This window comes from Mycobacterium sp. JS623 (genome assembly GCF_000328565.1).
Taxonomy (GTDB): domain Bacteria; phylum Actinomycetota; class Actinomycetes; order Mycobacteriales; family Mycobacteriaceae; genus Mycobacterium.
Genome location: NC_019966.1, coordinates 2,700,962 through 2,719,430 on the forward strand (window position 1 = coordinate 2,700,962; position 18,469 = coordinate 2,719,430).

General features: G+C 65.8%; 15 protein-coding genes. 10 read left to right on the forward strand and 5 right to left on the reverse strand.

The window, feature by feature from the left end; translation table 11 throughout:
* Positions 1–68 precede the first annotated feature (68 nt).
* Complete coding sequence (aspS, locus tag MYCSM_RS13245; protein WP_015306667.1) at positions 69–1,868, forward strand: aspartate--tRNA ligase; 1,800 nt, start codon at positions 69–71, stop codon at positions 1,866–1,868.
* On the opposite strand, the gene MYCSM_RS13250 is transcribed toward aspS, so the two are convergent.
* Entirely contained in the window at positions 1,865–4,453 is a 2,589-nt protein-coding gene (locus MYCSM_RS13250; RefSeq protein ID WP_015306668.1) for a flavin-containing monooxygenase, read from the reverse strand. The two genes, aspS and MYCSM_RS13250, sit on opposite strands and share 4 nt — an antisense overlap.
* Before the next feature lie 95 nt (positions 4,454–4,548).
* Here MYCSM_RS13250 and MYCSM_RS13255 point away from each other — a divergent pair, with 95 nt between their 5' ends.
* The 3 genes from MYCSM_RS13255 to MYCSM_RS13265 are packed head-to-tail and all read left to right on the forward strand — an operon-like array spanning position 4,549 to position 6,302.
* Positions 4,549–4,977: a nitroreductase family deazaflavin-dependent oxidoreductase gene (locus MYCSM_RS13255; protein ID WP_015306669.1), complete on the forward strand. Its 429-nt coding sequence runs from the start codon at positions 4,549–4,551 to the stop codon at positions 4,975–4,977.
* Positions 4,978–4,983: 6 nt separating this feature from the next.
* Positions 4,984–5,874, forward strand: coding sequence for an LLM class flavin-dependent oxidoreductase (locus tag MYCSM_RS13260; RefSeq protein ID WP_015306670.1), 891 nt, complete (start codon positions 4,984–4,986; stop codon positions 5,872–5,874).
* On the forward strand, positions 5,871–6,302 hold the full coding sequence (locus MYCSM_RS13265) for a nitroreductase family deazaflavin-dependent oxidoreductase (RefSeq protein WP_015306671.1): 432 nt from the start codon (positions 5,871–5,873) through the stop codon (positions 6,300–6,302). Before MYCSM_RS13260 ends, MYCSM_RS13265 begins: the two co-directional genes overlap by 4 nt.
* A gap of 65 nt (positions 6,303–6,367) precedes the next feature.
* Here the strand turns inward: MYCSM_RS13265 and MYCSM_RS13270 are convergent, their stop codons facing one another.
* Entirely contained in the window at positions 6,368–7,549 is a 1,182-nt protein-coding gene (locus tag MYCSM_RS13270; protein WP_015306672.1) for a thiolase family protein, read from the reverse strand.
* Positions 7,550–7,643: 94 nt separating this feature from the next.
* Between MYCSM_RS13270 and MYCSM_RS13275 the strand changes: the two genes are divergently transcribed.
* Positions 7,644–8,114, forward strand: a complete 471-nt coding sequence (locus MYCSM_RS13275; RefSeq protein WP_015306673.1) for a winged helix-turn-helix transcriptional regulator — start codon at positions 7,644–7,646, stop codon at positions 8,112–8,114.
* A 63-nt stretch (positions 8,115–8,177) separates the two neighbouring features.
* Positions 8,178–8,624 (forward strand): DUF1003 domain-containing protein, encoded by a 447-nt coding sequence (locus MYCSM_RS13280; protein ID WP_051073749.1) that lies wholly within the window; start codon positions 8,178–8,180, stop codon positions 8,622–8,624.
* Between the two features lie 18 nt (positions 8,625–8,642).
* Here MYCSM_RS13280 and MYCSM_RS13285 read toward each other — a convergent pair whose 3' ends face one another.
* From MYCSM_RS13285 to MYCSM_RS13295, 3 genes are all read right to left on the reverse strand, one after another.
* The gene (locus tag MYCSM_RS13285; RefSeq protein WP_015306675.1) at positions 8,643–9,104 is read right to left on the reverse strand and encodes a hypothetical protein; all 462 of its coding nucleotides are present in this window, start codon (positions 9,102–9,104) and stop codon (positions 8,643–8,645) included.
* A 1-nt stretch (position 9,105) separates the two neighbouring features.
* Positions 9,106–9,906, reverse strand: coding sequence for a hypothetical protein (locus MYCSM_RS35240; protein ID WP_157681327.1), 801 nt, complete (start codon positions 9,904–9,906; stop codon positions 9,106–9,108).
* 174 nt (positions 9,907–10,080) lie between these two features.
* Positions 10,081–10,422: a hypothetical protein gene (locus MYCSM_RS13295; RefSeq protein ID WP_015306677.1), complete on the reverse strand. Its 342-nt coding sequence runs from the start codon at positions 10,420–10,422 to the stop codon at positions 10,081–10,083.
* Between the two features lie 123 nt (positions 10,423–10,545).
* Here MYCSM_RS13295 and MYCSM_RS13300 point away from each other — a divergent pair, with 123 nt between their 5' ends.
* From MYCSM_RS13300 to MYCSM_RS13315, 4 genes are read left to right on the forward strand one after another with little or no spacing between them, the layout of a single operon-like run.
* Positions 10,546–13,863, forward strand: coding sequence for a transglutaminase family protein (locus MYCSM_RS13300; RefSeq protein WP_015306678.1), 3,318 nt, complete (start codon positions 10,546–10,548; stop codon positions 13,861–13,863).
* The gene (locus tag MYCSM_RS13305; protein WP_015306679.1) at positions 13,863–16,502 is read left to right on the forward strand and encodes a circularly permuted type 2 ATP-grasp protein; all 2,640 of its coding nucleotides are present in this window, start codon (positions 13,863–13,865) and stop codon (positions 16,500–16,502) included. The genes MYCSM_RS13300 and MYCSM_RS13305 overlap by 1 nt, the downstream gene beginning before the upstream one ends.
* The gene (locus MYCSM_RS13310; protein WP_015306680.1) at positions 16,499–17,422 is read left to right on the forward strand and encodes a transglutaminase family protein; all 924 of its coding nucleotides are present in this window, start codon (positions 16,499–16,501) and stop codon (positions 17,420–17,422) included. The genes MYCSM_RS13305 and MYCSM_RS13310 overlap by 4 nt, the downstream gene beginning before the upstream one ends.
* Positions 17,415–18,440 (forward strand): zinc-binding metallopeptidase family protein, encoded by a 1,026-nt coding sequence (locus MYCSM_RS13315; protein ID WP_015306681.1) that lies wholly within the window; start codon positions 17,415–17,417, stop codon positions 18,438–18,440. Before MYCSM_RS13310 ends, MYCSM_RS13315 begins: the two co-directional genes overlap by 8 nt.
* Positions 18,441–18,469: the final 29 nt, after the last annotated feature.

The following is an 18,469-nucleotide window of genomic DNA, read 5'->3' on the forward strand; positions in this document are numbered from 1 at the left end:
AGCTACCGGCGGTCAGCACCCCTCTACACTTGGCAATCGTCTCGTCAGGCCATCAACAGGGAGATTTCGTGCTGCGCACACATGCCGCCGGTTCGCTGCGGTCCACCGATGCCGGGCAGAAGGTGACGCTCGCCGGCTGGGTGGCGCGTCGCCGCGACCACGGTGGCGTCATCTTCATCGACTTGCGCGATGCGTCCGGCGTGGCACAGGTGGTGTTCCGTGAGGGCGACGTGCTGGCCCAGGCCCATCGGCTGCGCGCGGAGTTCTGCATTGCCGTCGACGGTGTCGTCGAGGTCCGGCCCCAAGGCAACGAGAACCCCGAAATCCCCACCGGCGAGATCGAAGTCAACGCGACGTCGCTGACGGTGCTGGGGGAGAGCGCGCCACTGCCGTTCCAGCTCGATGAGACTGCTGGCGAAGAGGCCCGCCTCAAGTACCGCTACCTGGATCTGCGCCGCGACGGACCGGGCAACGCAATTCGGTTGCGCTCCAAGGTAAATGCTGCCGCCCGCGAGGTGCTGGCGCGCCATGACTTCGTCGAGATCGAAACGCCGACGATGACGCGGTCGACGCCCGAGGGGGCGCGCGATTTCCTGGTGCCCGCACGGCTGCAGCCGGGCAGCTTCTACGCGCTGCCGCAGAGCCCGCAGCTGTTCAAGCAGTTGCTGATGGTGGCGGGCATGGAGCGCTACTACCAGATCGCGCGGTGCTACCGCGACGAGGACTTCCGCGCCGACCGGCAACCCGAGTTCACCCAGCTCGACATGGAGCTCAGCTTCGTCGACACGGAGGACGTCATCGCGGTCTCGGAGGAGATCGTCACGGCGCTGTGGGCGTTGATCGGCTACGACGTGCCCACGCCGCTGCCCCGAATGACCTACGCCGACGCGATGCGTCTCTATGGCTCGGACAAACCCGATCTGCGGTTCGGCCTGGAACTCGTCGAATGCACCGACTACTTCAAAGACACGCCGTTCCGGGTGTTCCAGGCGCCCTACGTCGGGGCGGTGGTGATGCCGGGCGGCGCCTCGCAGCCGCGCCGCACGCTGGATGCTTGGCAGGAGTTCGCCAAACAGCGCGGCCACCGTGGGCTGGCCTACGTGCTGGTGAACGACGACGGCACGCTGGGTGGTCCGGTGGCCAAGAACCTGTCGGATGCCGAGCGCGACGGGCTGGCCGCGCATGTCGGCGCATCGACCGGTGATTGCATCTTCTTCTCGGCGGGCCCGGCAAAGTCGTCGCGCGCGCTGCTCGGCGCGGTCCGCATCGAGGTCGCCAAGCGGCTGGACCTGATCGACCCGAACGCGTGGGCCTTCACGTGGATCGTCGACCCACCGCTGTTCGAACCTGCCGACGAAGCCACCGCGCATGGCGACGTCGCCGTCGGCTCTGGTGCATGGACGGCGGTGCACCACGCGTTCACCGCGCCCAAGCCGGAGTTCGCGGACAGTGTCGACACCGATCCGGGTGTTGTGCTCGCCGACGCTTACGACATCGTGTGCAACGGAAACGAGATCGGCGGCGGCTCCATTCGTATTCACCGTCGCGACGTGCAAGAGAAGGTGTTCGCGGTGATGGGCATCGACAAGGCCGAAGCCGAAGAGAAGTTCGGATTCCTGTTGGAAGCGTTCACCTTTGGCGCACCGCCGCACGGCGGCATCGCGTTCGGGTGGGACCGCATCAATGCCCTGCTCTCGGACATGGACTCCATCCGCGAGGTCATCGCGTTCCCGAAGTCCGGCGGCGGCGTCGACCCGCTGACCGGTGCGCCGGCCCCGATCACGCCGCAGCAGCGCAAGGAATCGGGAATAGACGCACGGAGCCGCGCCGGCGGCGATATCGATGCCAAGCCGGAGCCGAAAGGCTAAGCCGGCTCGGGCGTGCGCACCGCCGCGAAGAAGCGGCGCAGTGCGTCGGCCATCTGGGCGCGTATCGGTTCACCTGAAATCACGACATCCACCATCGTCACCGAGTGATGGGTGTGCCCCCCGGCGCTGATGTGTTCGGTCGGAACGCCCGCGGCCGCGAGCGCGGCGGCATACGCCCTGCCGTCGTCCCGAAGCGGGTCGAATTCGGCCGTCACCACGGTGGCAGGCGGCAGCCCGGACAGATCGCTAGCGCGCAACGGCGCGAAGCGTGGATCGCTGCGGTCCGCTTCGTCGATGTAGTGGTCGTAGAACCAGTCGATCAGCGGCGTCGTCAGCAGGTAGCCGTCCGCGTTCTCGACGAATGACGCGAGCGCGGTGCCACCGCTCGTGGGCGGCGTCAACAAGAGCTGTCCGACGATGTGTGGTCCGCCCATGTCTCGCGCTAGCCGGCAGACCACCGCGGTGAGGCCGGCGCCAGCGCTCCACCCCGCCACCGCGACTCCGCCCGGTCTGCCGCCGAGAGCCTCGGCGTTGTCGGCGACCCACCGCAGCGCGCCCATGGCGTCGTCGACCGCCGCCGGGAATCGGTGCTCCGGTGCGTGGCGGTAGTCCGCCGAGATGACGATCGCGTCGCTGCGGACACAAAGGTCCCGACACAGCGGATCGTCCGAAATGGCATCGCCCACAACCCATCCGCCGCCGTGGAAGTACAGGATGACCGGATGCGGGCCAGGAGTTGGCGGTTTATACAGCCGGTACGCGAGATCGCCTGTGGCGCCGGGCAATACACCGTCGTTGATCTCGCCGACATCCGGGCCAGCCGGTCGGTCCGCCAGCAGCTGCTGGTAGAACGCGCGGGCCTGCGGGGCGGTCATCGTTTCCATCAACGGCAGATCCATCGCCGCCATCTCCATCAGCACCATCTCCGCGTCGGGTTGCAGCCGCCGCACCACTCCGTCGTTGCACTGCACGCCGTTCGGACCGGACAGCGTGAAGCCCAGATAGTCGCGGGCAACGACCTCTTCGCAGCTGGCCCGGTAGAAGTCGACACCCGCGCAGTACGGCAGGAACACTCGTGGCTTGCCAGGCACGTTGGCGCCCATATACCACGAGTTGGCGGTGGGGAAGAGGGTGATGCCGGCGCAGTCGTTCACGTGCTGCATCCACCCGGTCTCGGCCGTTTTGGTGGGCTCGACGATGTGAAAGCCCGAGGCGCTCATATGGCCGAGACAGTCGAGCACCCAGTCCACGTGCTGTTCGATCGAGACGGTCATGTTGGACAGCACCGACGGGCTTCCCGGGCCGGTGATCAAGAACAGATTGGGGAAGCCCACCGTCGTCAATCCGAGATAGGTCTGCGGCCCGTTCGCCCACTTCTCGTTCAGCGCCAAGCCATTGCGCCCTCGGATGTCGACAGCCGTTATCGCACCAGTCATGGCGTCAAAACCAGTGGCGAAGACGATGACGTCGACGGGGAACGACTCATCGGCGGTATCTATGCCGGATTCAGTGATCTCCTGGATCGGATGCTTCCGGATGTTGACGAGGCGCACGTGCGGCAGGTTGTAGGTGGCGTAATAGTTCGTGTCGAGGCAGGGCCTCTTGGTCCCGATGGGGTACTCCGTCGGGCACAGCTCGAACGCAGTCTGTGGATCGTCGACGATCGAACGGATCTTGTTCCTGACGAACTCGGCGAACTCGTGATTGGCAGCGGGATTGCTGAGCACATCGGCAAACACGGTGAACGACTCCAGCAGCAGCCCCAACTCCCAGACCCGTTCATAGCGCTCTTGGCGGTCGGCCTCCGACACGCTGAACGTCGGCGTGATGTTGCGTTCTGCCGGGATGCCGTTGGGCGAGACCTTTGCCGCGGCGCGGTATTCGGCCTCGCCCTCGACCGGCACGAGCATCTCCGGTGTGACCGGGCCGTTGTGCGCTGGGATGCAAAAGGTCGGGGTGCGCTGGAGCACCAGCACCTGCTCCGCCCGTTCGGCGATCACCGGAATCGATTGCACCCCAGAGGAACCCGTGCCGATCACCGCTACTCGTTTCCCGGCGAAGTCCACAGGTTCATCCGGCCAACGACTGGTGAAGTACACCTCTCCGGCGAATCGCTCCAGGCCATCGATCTCTGGCGGCTTGGGCATCGACAAGCAACCCGTTGCCATCACGACGAAGCGTGACCTGACGTCGTCACCCGCATCGGTGTGGACATGCCACAGCGACGCCTCCTCATCCCAGTGGGCCTGCTGCACTCGCGTCGAGAAGGTGAGGTGGCGGCGCAGGTCGTGCTTGTAGGCGACGTGGTTCAAATAGCGCAGGATCTCCGGCTGGGTGGCGTACTTCTCGGACCATTGCCAGTCGCTTCGCCAGTCGGGATCGAAGCTGTACATGTAGTCGATGCTGGGGATGTCGACCCGGGCGCCGGGATACCGGTTCCAGTGCCACGTGCCGCCGAGGTCGTCGCCCGCCTCGAAGACGCGCATGCTGTACCCGGCACGGCTCAGCCGGTAAGCGAGATAGAGGCCGGCAATGCCTGCGCCTACCACAACGACTTCTACGTCAGGTTTTGCCGCATCGGTCATCAACCGATCATCACGCGATTGCGACCAGCTGTACTGAGTACTGAATACTCGACTTTCCGGGAATAGACCCCAATCGCGCGAAGCTTGAAGGTGCAATGACCCAGCCACCCGACATCGAGACGACGAAGGCGTTCAACGTAAAGGTCGCCGACGAATTCCGCGCCAACGACGGCAAGGTCGGCGCGTTCGAGGGCAACGAGTTGCTGCTACTCACGACCACCGGCGCGAAGTCGGGTGAACCGCGGTTGTCGCCGCTGTCGTGCAAGCGCATCGACGGGAAGTTGGTGGTCATCGGTGGTTACGGCGGTGCGGACGTCAACCCGGCGTGGGTGCACAACCTGCGGGCAAACCCCCGCGCGCACGTCGAACTCGGCTGCGAGTCCTTCGACGTGACAGCCCGCGAACTGCTTGGAGACGAGCGCGAGTCGATCCTGCCCAAGGTCATCGCGATCGCGCCGCAGTTCGCAGACTTCCAGGCCAATGTCAGCCGCGTGATCCCGATCTTCGAACTCGACAAGGCGTAGCACGCGATGCCGGTACGCGTCGGGATCATGCTGCCCAGCCGGGAAACCGCGATGACGGGCCAGCACGACGCGCCGGGACTGGTCGAGTTTGCACGAACTGCCGAAGCCGCCGGCTTCGACTCGGTGTGGGTCGGCGATTCACTCTTGGCACGGACGCGTGCCGAGCCGCTGTCGATCTTGTCCGACGTCGCAGCGGTGACCGAACGGTTTGCGCTTGGCACCGCGGCGATGATCGCGCCGCTGCGGCATCCGCTGCTCGTCGCCGCGCAAGCGGCTACGGTCGACCAGCTGTCCGGTGGTCGGTTGATTCTCGGGCTCGGGTCAGGCGCGCCGTTGCCGGAGAGCCGGCGTGAATTCGATGCCGTGGGAATGGCATTCGCCGGTCGCGGCGCACGGCTCGACAAGTCGGTCAAGCTGTGGCGCGAGACATGGGGTGGCCAAGGCGAATTCGCTGACGCGCTCCCGCCGGCACGAGCGGGCGGTCCACCAGTATGGCTTGCCGGAGGTGACACGACGAAGGTCATCGAGCGCGTCGCTGCCACGTACGACGGCTGGCTGCCGTACCTGCCGGATGTGAATGCCTATGCGCGGGCGTGGGATCGGATCCGCGCGCAGGCAGTCCGCGAGGTCACACCCGCCTTGTACGCGACCGTGAACATCAGCGGCCCGGGCGCCGACGACGACCTCGATGAGTACTTGCGCGCGTATTACGGCCAGCCGCTCGACGTGATGCGCCACGTTCAGGCGATCCGAGGCGGCTCCGTTCAGGAGTGCCTGGACTGGCTGGCCCGCTACATCGCCGCGGGCGCTCAACACCTGATCCTGCGGATAGGGTCGCTGACTCCGCGTCCCGAATCCGTGGCCGAACTGTTGTCAGCACTGAAGGAGAGCCCGTGACCGAAATACCCGACGCCGAAACGATGAAGGCGTTCAACAAGAACATCGTCGACGAGTTCCGCGCCAACGGCGGCAAGGTCGGCGGACCTTTCGACGGCGCGACCCTTCTGCTGCTCACGTCGACGGGCGCCAAATCGGGCCAGCCGCGGTTGGCTCCGCTGGCCTACCTGACGATCGATGACAAAATGATCATCATCGGATCAAAGGCGGGTGCCGACACCAATCCCGATTGGGTGCACAACCTGCGCGCCAATCCGCAGGCGCACATTGAGGTCGGAACCGATGCCTACGACGTGATTGCGCGCGAGCTGCCTGCCGAGGAGCGCGACAAGACATACCCGAAGGTCGTCGCCTTGGCACCGGCTTTCGGTGCGTACCAAGAGAAGACAAGCCGCATCATCCCGCTGTTCGAACTACAGAGGGTCTGAAGATTGCACCCAGGGTCGTGAAAGGCACCAGATCACGACCCTGAGTGCAATCGGGAGGCAAGCCTTTACAGCCGCTCGATGATGGTGGCGTTGGCCATGCCACCGGCTTCACACATCGTCTGCAGCCCATAGCGGCCGCCGCGCTGTTCGAGCGCGTTGACCATGGTCGTCATGATGCGCGCACCGCTGGCGCCCAGCGGGTGGCCGATGGCGATCGCGCCGCCGTTGACGTTCGTCTTCGCCAAGTCAGCACCGACATCTTGAGCCCACGCCAGCACAACAGGCGCGAAGGCCTCGTTGACCTCGAACAGGTCGATGTCCGAAAGTGCCAATCCCGCACGCTGCAAGACCTTTTCGGTCGCGGGGATAACTCCGGTCAGCATGTACAGCGGGTCCGATCCGACCACGGTGGCCGTGTGGATGCGGGCCAGGGGACGCAGCCCCAATCGCGCCGCCGCTTCACTGGTGGTGATCAGCAGGGCGGCGCTGCCGTCGGATAGCGGCGACGAGTTGCCTGCGGTGATCTCCCACTTGATCTGCGGGAAGCGGGCCTCATATGCCGGGTTGTAGAACGCCGGCTTCAAACCAGCCAACGTGTCGACGGTGGTGCCAGGACGGATGATCTCATCCGTCGCCAGGCCCGCAATCGGAGCCAGTTCGTTGTCGAAGCGGCCCTCTTTGGTTGCGGCCGCAGCCTTTTCGTGGCTACCTGCAGAGAACTCGTCGAGCTGTTGGCGCGAGAAGCCCCACTTGGCGGCGATCAACTCCGCGCTGATGCCCTGCGGCACAAGGCCTTCGGGATAACGCTGAGCCATCTGGCCGAACGGGTCGCTGCCCGGCAGCACACTCGAGCCCATGGGCACCCGACCCATCGACTCGACACCGGCGGCGATCACGACCTCGTAAGCTCCCGAGCTGACACCTTGAGCGGCGAAGCTGATGGCCTGCTGGCTGCTGCCGCACTGCCGGTCGACCGTCGTGCCCGGAACACTCTCCGAGAAGCCGGCGCCGAGCACCGCGTTGCGAGCGATGTTGACGGCCTGGTCACCCACCTGGGTGACCGCGCCCGCGATCACGTCGTCGATCTGCGCCGGGTCGATTCCGGTCCGGCTGACCAGTTCCTTCAGGCTATGCGCCAGAAGGTCGACGGGCAGCACGTCGTGCAGCGCGCCGCCGGCCTTTCCCTTGCCGATCGGGGTGCGCACGGCCCCAACGATCACTGCATCCCGGCCCACGTATCCGGCCATTACCGCCTCCTGTACTCGACACTGAGTAGTACTCGCTATATCCAGCTATAACACCTAGGTATAGTGGGAACAACCCAGAAAAGGAGTGACGTGCATGACAGTTCTGCGGGGGCCGCTGGCCGACCGTGACACCTGGTCGGCGGTGGGAGAGTGCCCGATCGAGAAGACCATGGCGTTGCTGGGCACCAAGTCGGCAATGCTGATCATGCGTGAGGCCTTCTACGGCACCACCCGGTTCGAGGACTTCTGGCGGCGCGTCGGAATCACGAAGGCCGCGGCGTCGGCGCGGCTGACTGAACTAGTGGACATTGGACTGCTCGAGCGCAGGCCCTATAAGGAACCCGGCCAGCGCAGCCGCGACGAGTATGTGCTCACCGACGCGGGAGTGGATTTCATGCCGGTGGTGTGGGCGATGTTCGAGTGGGGTCGACGGCACCTGCCGTACAACGCGTCGCTACAGCTTGCGCATAAAGATTGCGGCGCCGAGGCCACTGTCGAGATCCGTTGCGAGCGAGGCCATCACGTGCCCGCCGACGAACTGGTCGTACAGCTAGCCAAGAGATGACCTGAAGCTGATTCACAGCTGAAGGTGACGGGCCGCGATTTTGCCCACAGCTACGGTGAGCCGATGTCAGAAACGTCTGCTCACCGCGGGTTCGTTCCGCCGAAGCTACCCAAGCCGATCAACCCGGCACTCGCCAAGCATTACGAAGCCCGCGCCTCCAGCATTCAGAACCGCATCGCCGACGCCATCACGCGATTCGCCGGTTCGATGGCCTTCGTCTACTTCCACATCGTGTGGTTCGCGGTCTGGATCATCTTCGGTATCGAGGGCTACCCATTCGGGCTGCTGACGATGATCGTGTCGCTCGAGGCGATCTTCTTGTCGACGTTCGTGATGATCAGCCAGAACCGCGCCGACTTCAAACGCCAAGCCGCCGCGGATCTGCAGTGGAAGATGGTGCAAGAGGAAGACGATCAGAACAAGCAACTGATCGAGTTATCGAGTCAGATCCTCGAACTGACCAAGGCAATCCACGAGCACACCAAGGCAACTCGGTCGGTGAAGCAATAGGGATTCCCGCGAGGCGTATCAGTTGTTCGTTCCCGGAGGCCCCAAGAAGTCGGTGGTCTCCTGCGGGAACGGCCGGTGCGTCGTCGGGCCAGAACTCTTCGACGGCGCGGACGTGCTGGGTGCCGGTTTTGCAGTGGTTTGCTTCGGCTTCGGCGGAGGTGGCGGTGTGCTCGGCTCGACTGGTGCGGGCGGGGTGTACGCCGGCGTCGGCGACGGGGCTTCGGTTGCGGGCGGTGCGCTTGGCGGGGCCATGGTCGGGGCCGACGGCGGGGTAGTGGTGACCGGAATTGTCGGAACGACGGCGCCGGCGGGCCCCACCGGCTCGCGGGACACAACGAGATCGGCCGAAACGGCGATGGCCACCGCCACGAGTGCAATCACGATGAGCACGATCGTCGCCGTCACCTTGCCGTACCAAGGTTCGCGCGCAGGCCCATCGATAGGGTCAGCGAGCTCACGATCACCGTCGAGCACAGTCATGTCAGAACTTTTCGACGACGGTGGCTTGTTCGCGCTCCGGCGGACCCGTTGTCGTCACGGTGAGGATCAGCCCGATACCGCGGGCGTAGTACTTGTTCTCGCCCGGCCCGGTGGGATCGAGCAGGTCGGAGTCCTTCGTAACCAGAAGGTCTTTGGCGGGCCCGGTGAGCGGGGTGGTTTCAGCGCCGGCGAGACTGAGCACCTCGCCAGTATCCTCCGCGACACCCTTTGCGAACTCCTGCCGATACTGATCGCCGACCTGCGGGTGCGCCGGCATGATGATCCCGGGTAGAGCGCCGTTGACTCCGCCCTCAAACGAGCCCGCGGTGTCCACCTCGCCGTCCTTGAATTCCTTGGTGGCCTCGGCGAAGTACCAGACATTGCCGTCCCGGTCCTGGGCGTAGTAGTCCAGTGTGTCCTCGAACGGCGCGTTGTCGACAGTGACGGCGTCGTGGACGACGACGGTGTCGACCCCCATGATGTTCTTGGTGTCCCGGGTGACCTCGGTGGTCGTGCGATGCAGCCCGTCCTGTGTGGCTGCCTCGTAGATCGTGCGGGTACCCGGTGTGAGCGGGAAGTACGGGTTGTCGATCTTGGTCGTGAAGGCCGACGGATCGATCGTCGGGGAGTAAGGGTCGGTGATCCTCAACGGACCGGGAGTCGCTGCCGAGGCAGAGGAGGAGTTGCGCGCGGAAGCGGCCGGTGTGCTGGCGGTCGACGGTGTGGACGGGCCACTTGCGCACGCCGCGGTCGCCACCGTCAACGACACCGTTGCGGTCACCGCCGATAGACGGGTCCTCACCTCGCACACCCTAACTCCGCGGATGCCCAGTTGTCTCCCAGCGCTTTTCAGCTTCCGTTAAGGAACTTTCTGCTAAGTGACTTCGGTGCCTGCGCCCGGCCACGCTTCGGCGGTTTCTGGTAGACCGGCGATGACGACGCGCGCGACGTCATCGCAGGTGGCCACCACACCAGATTAGAAGCTGGCGTCGTGCAACAGCGTCGGCGTCGGCGGATTTTGCTGCGTCAGATCGAGATCGTGCACATCGCGGACGCGTTCGCGGAACCATTGGTGGAACGGAGAATCCGACGACGTGACGGCCTGCATGGCCGTGGGTATGTCGTCGGCCTCCAGATACACGATGTCAACGGTGCCGTTCGGAGTCTGTTGCTGCCAGACCGTGTGGTGTTTGAAGCCGGCCTTCTTCCACTCGGTTAGATATTCCGCGCGCTTCTCCCCATCGAGTGCGCTCATCCACTCCCGGTCCGCTTGCTCCTTGCCAGCCGGTACAGGCACGACAAAGCCGATTGAACTCATCACTCACCCCCGTGAATATGCGACGCAGCGAGCGTACGCCCGCACCTGCGCGGGCCGGGGACATTCGCCACCCGCAGATCGCGCTGCGATGCGCACCTCCTCACGGTGTGATGGGATCTGTCGATGGGCATCAAGGTGGCGCTGGAGCATCGCACCAGCTACACGTTCGATCGGCTGGTGGAGGTCCATCCCCATGTCGTTCGACTGCGCCCCGCGCCGCATTCGCGCACCCCGATCGAGGCGTATTCGCTGACGGTCGAACCGGCCGATCACTTCATCAACTGGCAGCAGGATGCGTTCGGTAACTTCTTGGCCCGCCTGGTGTTTCCGAGCCGCACCCGCCGCCTGACCATCAGCGTCGGATTGATCGCCGACCTGAAGGTCATCAATCCGTTCGACTTCTTCATCGAGGACTGGGCCGAGCGGATCGGCTTCGAATACCCCAAGGCGCTCGCCGAAGACCTCAAGCCGTATCTGCGGCCGGTCGACGAGAACGGTGAGGGCTCAGGGCCCGGTGACCTTGCCCAGGCGTGGGTGAAGAATTTCTCAGTCGCACCGGGCACGCGCACCATCGATTTCCTGGTCACGCTCAACCGCGCGGTGAACGCCGACGTCGGCTACAGCGTGCGGATGGAACCCGGTGTGCAGACACCAGATTTCACGCTGCGCACCGGAATCGGCTCGTGCCGCGACTCGGCATGGCTGCTCGTGTCGATCCTGCGGCAGCTGGGCCTGGCTGCCCGCTTCGTCTCCGGCTACCTGGTGCAGCTGACGTCCGACGTGGAGGCGCTCGACGGACCGTCGGGCCCCGCCGCCGACTTCACCGATCTGCACGCGTGGGCCGAGGTGTACATCCCCGGCGCCGGCTGGATCGGGCTGGATCCCACGTCGGGGCTGTTCGCAGGCGAAGGCCACATCCCGTTGTCGGCGACACCTCATCCGGAGTCGGCGGCGCCGATCACCGGAGCCACCGAGCCGTGCGAGACCACGCTGGATTTCTCCAACGTCGTCACCCGCGTACATGAGGATCCCCGCGTCACACTGCCGTACACCGAGGCGGCCTGGGGAGCGATCTGCGCGTTGGGCGCCCGCGTCGATCAGCTGCTCACCCACGGCGACGTGCGACTGACCGTCGGCGGTGAGCCGACGTTCGTCTCGATCGACAACCAGGTCGACCCTGAGTGGACCACAGACGCCGACGGACCGCACAAGAGGGAGCGGGCCTCCGCCTTGGCTGCCCGGCTGAAGAAGGTGTGGGCGCCGCAGGGGCTGGTGCAACGCAGCCAGGGCAAGTGGTATCCCGGAGAACCGTTGCCGCGCTGGCAGATTGGGTTGTACTGGCGGCAGGACGGCGAGCCGCTATGGAATGACGAGGCACTGCTGGTCGACCCGTGGCAGGCCGAAGGCGAATTGCCCGCGCTCGCACCCGATGTCGGCCATCTACTGTTGAACGCGATCGCCAACGGCCTCGGGCTGCCTACAACCCAGGTGCGGCCTGCCTACGAGGACGCGCTGGCCCGGCTGGCAGGCGCGGTGCGACACCCTGAGGGTGAACCCGTCACTGCGGCAGACGATTTGGAGGCCGACGCTGTCGACGCCCGCACCGCACTTTTGTCCCGGCTCGAGGAGTCCGTCAGCGACCCCGCCGCACATGTGCTGCCGTTGCATCGCCGCGACGACGGCTCGGGATGGGCCAGCGCCGACTGGAAACTGCGCCGCGGGCGCATCGTCCTGCTCGAGGGCGAGTCGCCGGCCGGACTGCGGCTGCCGCTGGACTCCATCAGCTGGGAGCCGCCGCGGCCGACCTACGATGCCGACCCATTGGCTCGTCGCGCCGCCCTGCCCGCCGAAACCGACGACGAGGCCGCCACGGTCGAGGACGCCGACTCTGCACCCACCACCGCGCTGGTGGCCGAGATCCGCGACGGGCACTTGTATGTCTACCTGCCGCCGACCGAGGAACTCGAGCACTTCGTCGACCTGGTCAGTCGGGTCGAAGCGGCTGCGGCCAAGGTCGACTGCGCCGTCGTGGTCGAGGGCTACGGACCGCCGCCCGATCCGCGGATCGGCTCGATGACGATCACCCCCGACCCGGGTGTCATCGAGGTCAACATCGCCCCGACGGCCAGCTTCGCGGAGCAGAAGCGGCAGCTGGAGACGCTCTACGAGGAGGCCCGGCAGGCGCGGCTATCGACCGAGTCATTCGACGTCGATGGCACGCACGGCGGCACCGGCGGCGGCAACCACATCACGCTGGGCGGCATCACGCCAGCCGATTCGCCGCTGCTGCGCCGCCCGGACCTGCTGGTGTCACTGCTGACCTATTGGCAGCGCCACCCGTCGCTGTCGTATCTGTTCGCCGGCCGGTTCGTCGGCACCACCTCGCAGGCGCCGCGCGTCGACGAGGGTCGTGCCGAGGCGCTGTATGAACTCGAGATCGCCTTCGCCGAGATCGCGCGGCTGGCCTCTGCGCCCGGCGCGACTAAGCCCTGGGTCACCGACCGCGCGCTGCGTCACTTGCTCACCGACATCACAGGCAACACGCACCGCGCCGAGTTCTGCATCGACAAGCTCTACAGCCCCGACAGCGCGCGCGGCCGGCTCGGGCTGCTTGAGCTTCGCGGCTTCGAGATGCCCCCGCACTACCAAATGGCGATGGTGCAGTCGCTTTTGGTGCGGTCGCTGGTGGCGTGGTTCTGGGACGAGCCACTGCGGGCGCCGCTGATCCGGCACGGCGCCAACCTGCACGGCCGATACCTGTTGCCGCACTTCCTGATTCACGACATCGCCGATGTCGCCGCCGATCTGCGTGCGCATGACATCAACTTCGACACCAGCTGGCTCGATCCGTTCACCGAGTTCCGGTTCCCGCGCATCGGCACCGCGGTGTTCGATGGTGTCGAGATCGAATTGCGTGGCGCGATCGAACCGTGGAACGTGCTCGGCGAGGAGTCCACCGCAGGCGGCACCGCGCGGTACGTCGATTCGTCGATAGAGCGCATCCAGGTCCGGCTGATCGGGGCGGACCGGCATCGCTACGTCGTCACCGCCAACGGCTACCCGATCCCGCTACTCGCTACCGACAACCCCGACGTCCAGGTCGGCGGCGTCCGATTCCGGGCCTGGCAGCCGCCGAGCGCGCTGCACCCGACCATCACCGTCGACGCGCCGTTGCGCTTCGAGCTCGTCGACACCGTGACGGAAATGTCACGCGGCGGCTGCACCTACCACGTGTCACACCCGGGCGGCCGCGCCTACGACGCCCCACCGGTCAACGCGGTGGAGGCGGAGTCCCGGCGGGGTCGGCGCTTCGACGGAACGGGCTTCACCCCCGGCAAGGTGGACATGTCGGACATTCGGGAGAAGCAGGCGCGCCAATCAACCGATATCGGCGCGCCCGGCATTCTCGACCTGCGACGGGTGCGTACCGTTCTGCAGTGATGGCACTTCCCGCACCGAACACGCACGACATCGACAACCTGCTCGCCCGGTACCGGGCCGCGCGTTCACAGCAGGCGCTTTTCGACGTGCGCGGCGACGGGGCGAGCACCGGATACGACGAATTCGTCGACGCGGCAGGCGATGTCCGGCCCGCCTGGCAGGAACTGGCCGAATGCGTCGGCGAGCGCGGCCGGGGTGGGTTGGCCCAGCTGCGGTCGATCGTCCGGAGCCTGGTCGACAACGACGGCATCACCTACATCGAGGTGGACAGGCACGGCGAGGCTGTGACGAACGGCGACGGCACCGCGGAGCCTGGGCCGTGGCACCTCGATGCGCTACCGCTCGTGCTGTCCTCCGCTGACTGGGATGTCCTGGAGTCGGGGTTGGTGCAGCGCTCCCGGTTGCTCGACGCGGTGCTGACCGATCTGTACGGCCCGCGGGTTTCGGTGACCGGCGGCGTGCTGCCGCCCCAGCTGCTGTTCGCGCACCCCGGCTACGTCAGGGCGGCCCGCGGTATCGAGGTGCCCGGTCGTCATCAGCTCTTCCTGCACGGCTGCGACGTGAGTCGGGCCGCCGATGGCAGCTTCCTGGTGAACGCCGACTGGACCCAGGCGCCGTCGGGTGCGGGTTACGCGTTGGCCGATCGGCGAGTGATCGCGCACGCCATCCCAGACCTATACGAGCGGATCGGGCCGCGGCCGGCCTCGCCTTGGGCGCAGGCGTTGCGGCTGGCGCTAATCGATGCGGCCCCCGAGTCGGCCGAGGAGCCGGTGGTGGTGGTGCTCAGCCCGGGCATTCATTCAGAGACCGCGTTCGATCAGGCCTACCTGGCCAGCGTGCTGGGCTTCCCATTGGTCGAGAGCGCCGACCTGGTGGTGCGCGACGGCAAGCTGTGGATGCGATCGATGGGCACGCTCAAACGCGTCGACGTCGTGTTGCGCCGAGTCGACGCGGAATACGCCGATCCGCTTGACCTGCGGGCGGATTCGCGTCTGGGCGTGGTCGGCTTGGTCGAGGTATTGCGCCGCGGTGCGGTGACGGTCGTCAACAGTTTGGGCAGTGGAATCCTGGAAAGCCCTGGGCTGCTTCGGTTTTTGCCCGAAATGGCCGAACGGCTGCTGGGGGAGACGCCGCTACTGCAGACCGCGCCGGTGTATTGGGGCGGCATCAACACCGAACGCTCGCATCTGCTGACAAACCTGTCGGCGCTGCTGATCAGGTCGGTGTTTGGTGGCGACCCGATCGTCGGACCGGCGTTATCGTCCGCGCAGCGCAAAGATTTGGGAGCCCGCATCGAAGCCACACCGTGGCAATGGGTGGGCCAGGAGTTGCCGCAGTTCTCGTCAGCGCCCACCGACCATTACCCGGGCGGGCTGTCGTCTGGCCGCGTCGGCATGCGACTGTTCACCGTGTCGCAACGCAGCGGCTATGCGCCGATGATCGGAGGTCTGGGTTATCTGCTGGCGCCAGGCAATGCCGCCTATCGGTTGAATACCGTTGCAGCCAAAGATATCTGGGTGCGCACCCCGACACGGGTGACCGTCGAGCTGGTTCCGAGCGCGGCTGAACAACCGGCGATGACGCCCAGCCCGACGCGGGCGGTCAGCTCGCCGCGTGTGTTGTCCGATCTATTCTGGATGGGCCGCTACGCCGAACGCGCCGAGAACATGGCCCGACTACTCACCGTCACCCGCGAGCGCTATCACGAATTCCGGTATCGCCGCGAGATGGAAGGCAGCGAGTGCGTGCCGGTGCTGCTCGCCACGCTCGGGCACATCACGGGGACCGACACCGGCGCGGCCGGTGATTACGCCGAGATGGTCGCGACAGCCCAGAGCACGCTGTGGTCGCTGACCGCCGACAGGCACCGGGCCGGGTCGCTGGCGCAATCGGTCGAACGGCTGGGGCTGGCCGCCCGCGCCGTGCGTGACCAGATGTCCAACGACACGTGGATGGTGCTGGCTGCCGTCGAGCGCGCGCTGTTGTATGCGCCGGATATGCCGCCCGAATCACAGACCGAGGGTGAGGCGTTCCTGTCGTCGACGAACAACCTGACGCTCGCCGGGATGCTGGCGCTGTCCGGCGTCGCCGCCGAGTCGATGGTGCAGGACGTCGGCTGGACGATGATGGACATCGGCAAACGAATCGAACGCGGGCTGGCCCTAACGGCGCTGCTGCGTGCGACGTTGACGACAGTTCGTAGCGTGGGCGCAGAGCAAACAATCACCGAGTCGGCGCTGGTGGCTTGCGAATCGTCGGTCATCTACCGGCGTCGCATGCTGGGCAAGGTTAGTGTGGCTGCTGTGGCGGACCTGGTGTTGTTCGACACCGAGAACCCGCGGTCGCTGGTCTACCAACTCGAGCGGCTGCGGGCGGACCTGAAGGCGCTCCCCGCATCGTCCGGGTCGTCGCGGCCTGAGCGACTGGTCGACGACCTTGCCACGCGATTGCGCCGGATCGATCCCGCGGACCTGGAAGTGGTCACCGCGGACGGTAGGCGGGCCGAACTGGCCGACCTGCTCGACGGGATGCACCGGGATTTGCGCGAGCTGTCCGGTGTCATCACCTCAACGCACCTCTCGCTGCCCGGTGGCATGCAGCATCTCTGGGGTGCCGGCGAACGGCGCCTGGTCCCGTGACCGACGGCCCCATCGCGTCGGCGTCCAGTCGGTGCTACCAGATCTCGCACAGCACGGTGTACCGGTACTCAGACATCGTCACCAGTTCGTACGGCCGCGGCTTCCTGACCCCGCGCGACTCACCGCGGCAGCGGTGCCTGTCGCACGAGCTGATCATCGAACCCGAGGCCGCCGACAGCTCCACCAGCCCCGACGGCTACGGCAACATCAGCTCGTATTTCCATGTCACCGAACGCCATAACACACTGTCGATTCGCAGCGACTCTGTGGTCGAGGTCGATCCACCACCGCCCGAGCTGTATGGCGGCGGGTCAGCACGCGCACCGTGGGAGATCGCGCGGCCGGTCGGCGTGGACGGCGCGCTGGCCATCGAGTTCACGCTCGACCTTCAGCCGCCGGAGATCACCGACGAGCTACGTGCCTATGCCGCACCGAGTTTCGAACCTGGCCGGCCTTTGATCGAGGTGCTTCGCGACCTGACGTCGCGGATCTTCACCGACTTCACATATCGGTCCGGGTCGACGACGGTGTCCACTGGAGTCGGCGAGGTTTTGGCGGCGCGGGAAGGGGTATGTCAGGACTTCGCGCGACTCGCGATCGCCTGTCTGCGTGCCAACGGGTTGGCCGCCAGTTATGTATCGGGATACCTGGCGACCGACCCGCCGCCGGGGAAGGAACGCATGATCGGCATTGACGCGACGCACGCGTGGGCGTCGGTGTGGACCCCGCAGAACCAGTGGCTGGGTCTGGATCCCACCAACGACCAGATGGTCGACGAGCGGTATATCTTCGTAGGATTCGGCCGCGACTACGCGGATGTGCCGCCGCTGCGCGGCATCATCTACACCGACGCCGACAGCAGCGTGATCGATGTCTCCGTGGACGTAGCGCCGTGTGACGGCGGAGTGCTGCGTGCGTGATTTCATCTGCCCGACCTGCGGCCAGCGCCTGGCCTTCGAGAATTCGTTGTGCCTGAATTGCGGTAGCGCACTGGGCTTTTCGTTGACCGACATGGCCCTGCTGGTCATTGCGCCAGGAGAGGAGAGCGAGCACGGCGGCGCGGTGGACGAAAACCAATACCAACTGTGCGCGAACCTGTATCTGGCCGAATGCAATTGGCTGGTCCGAAAGGGACCCATCAGACAGCTGTGCGCCTCCTGCCGTCTCACCCGAACACGGCCCAATGATGCCGACAGCAAGGCGCTCGCGGCATTCGCGGCCGCCGAGAAAGCCAAACGGCGGTTGATCGCGGAACTGCACGAGTTGAAACTGCCAATTGTTGGCCGCGATGAGGACCCGCAGTACGGCCTGGCGTTCGACCTACTGTCCAGTGAGCAGGAGAAGGTTTTCACCGGGCATGCGAATGGGGTCATCACGCTAGACCTCGCAGAGGGCGATGACGTCCATCGCGAACAGCTACGGGTCTCGATGGACGAGCCGTATCGCACATTGCTCGGACATTTCCGCCACGAGATCGGCCACTACTACTTCTACCGGCTCGTCGAGCCGTCGGAGGCATACGCGGCGCGGTTCCGGGAACTGTACGGCGACCCGAACGCCGACTACCAGGCGGCGCTGGATCGGCATTACAACGAGGGCGCGCCGCCTGGCTGGGAGGACACCCACGTGTCGTCCTACGCCACGATGCACCCCGCCGAGGACTGGGCCGAGACGTTCGCGCACTATCTGCACATCCGTGACACGCTGGATACCGCCGCCGCGTTCGGTTTCGCGCAGGCCGCCGCGACGTTCGAGCGAGGAGTGGTAGGCCCCAGCGGGTTTGACGCGATCATCGACATGTGGTTGCCGTTGGCATGGGCGCTGAACATGATCAACCGCTCGATGGGTAAAGAGGACCTCTACCCGTTCGTGCTGCCTCCCGCGGTGCTGGAGAAGATGCGGTTCATCCACACGGTCATCGAGGAAACCACCTCCTGACTTGCCGCGAGTGTGCGAGAACTTCCGCG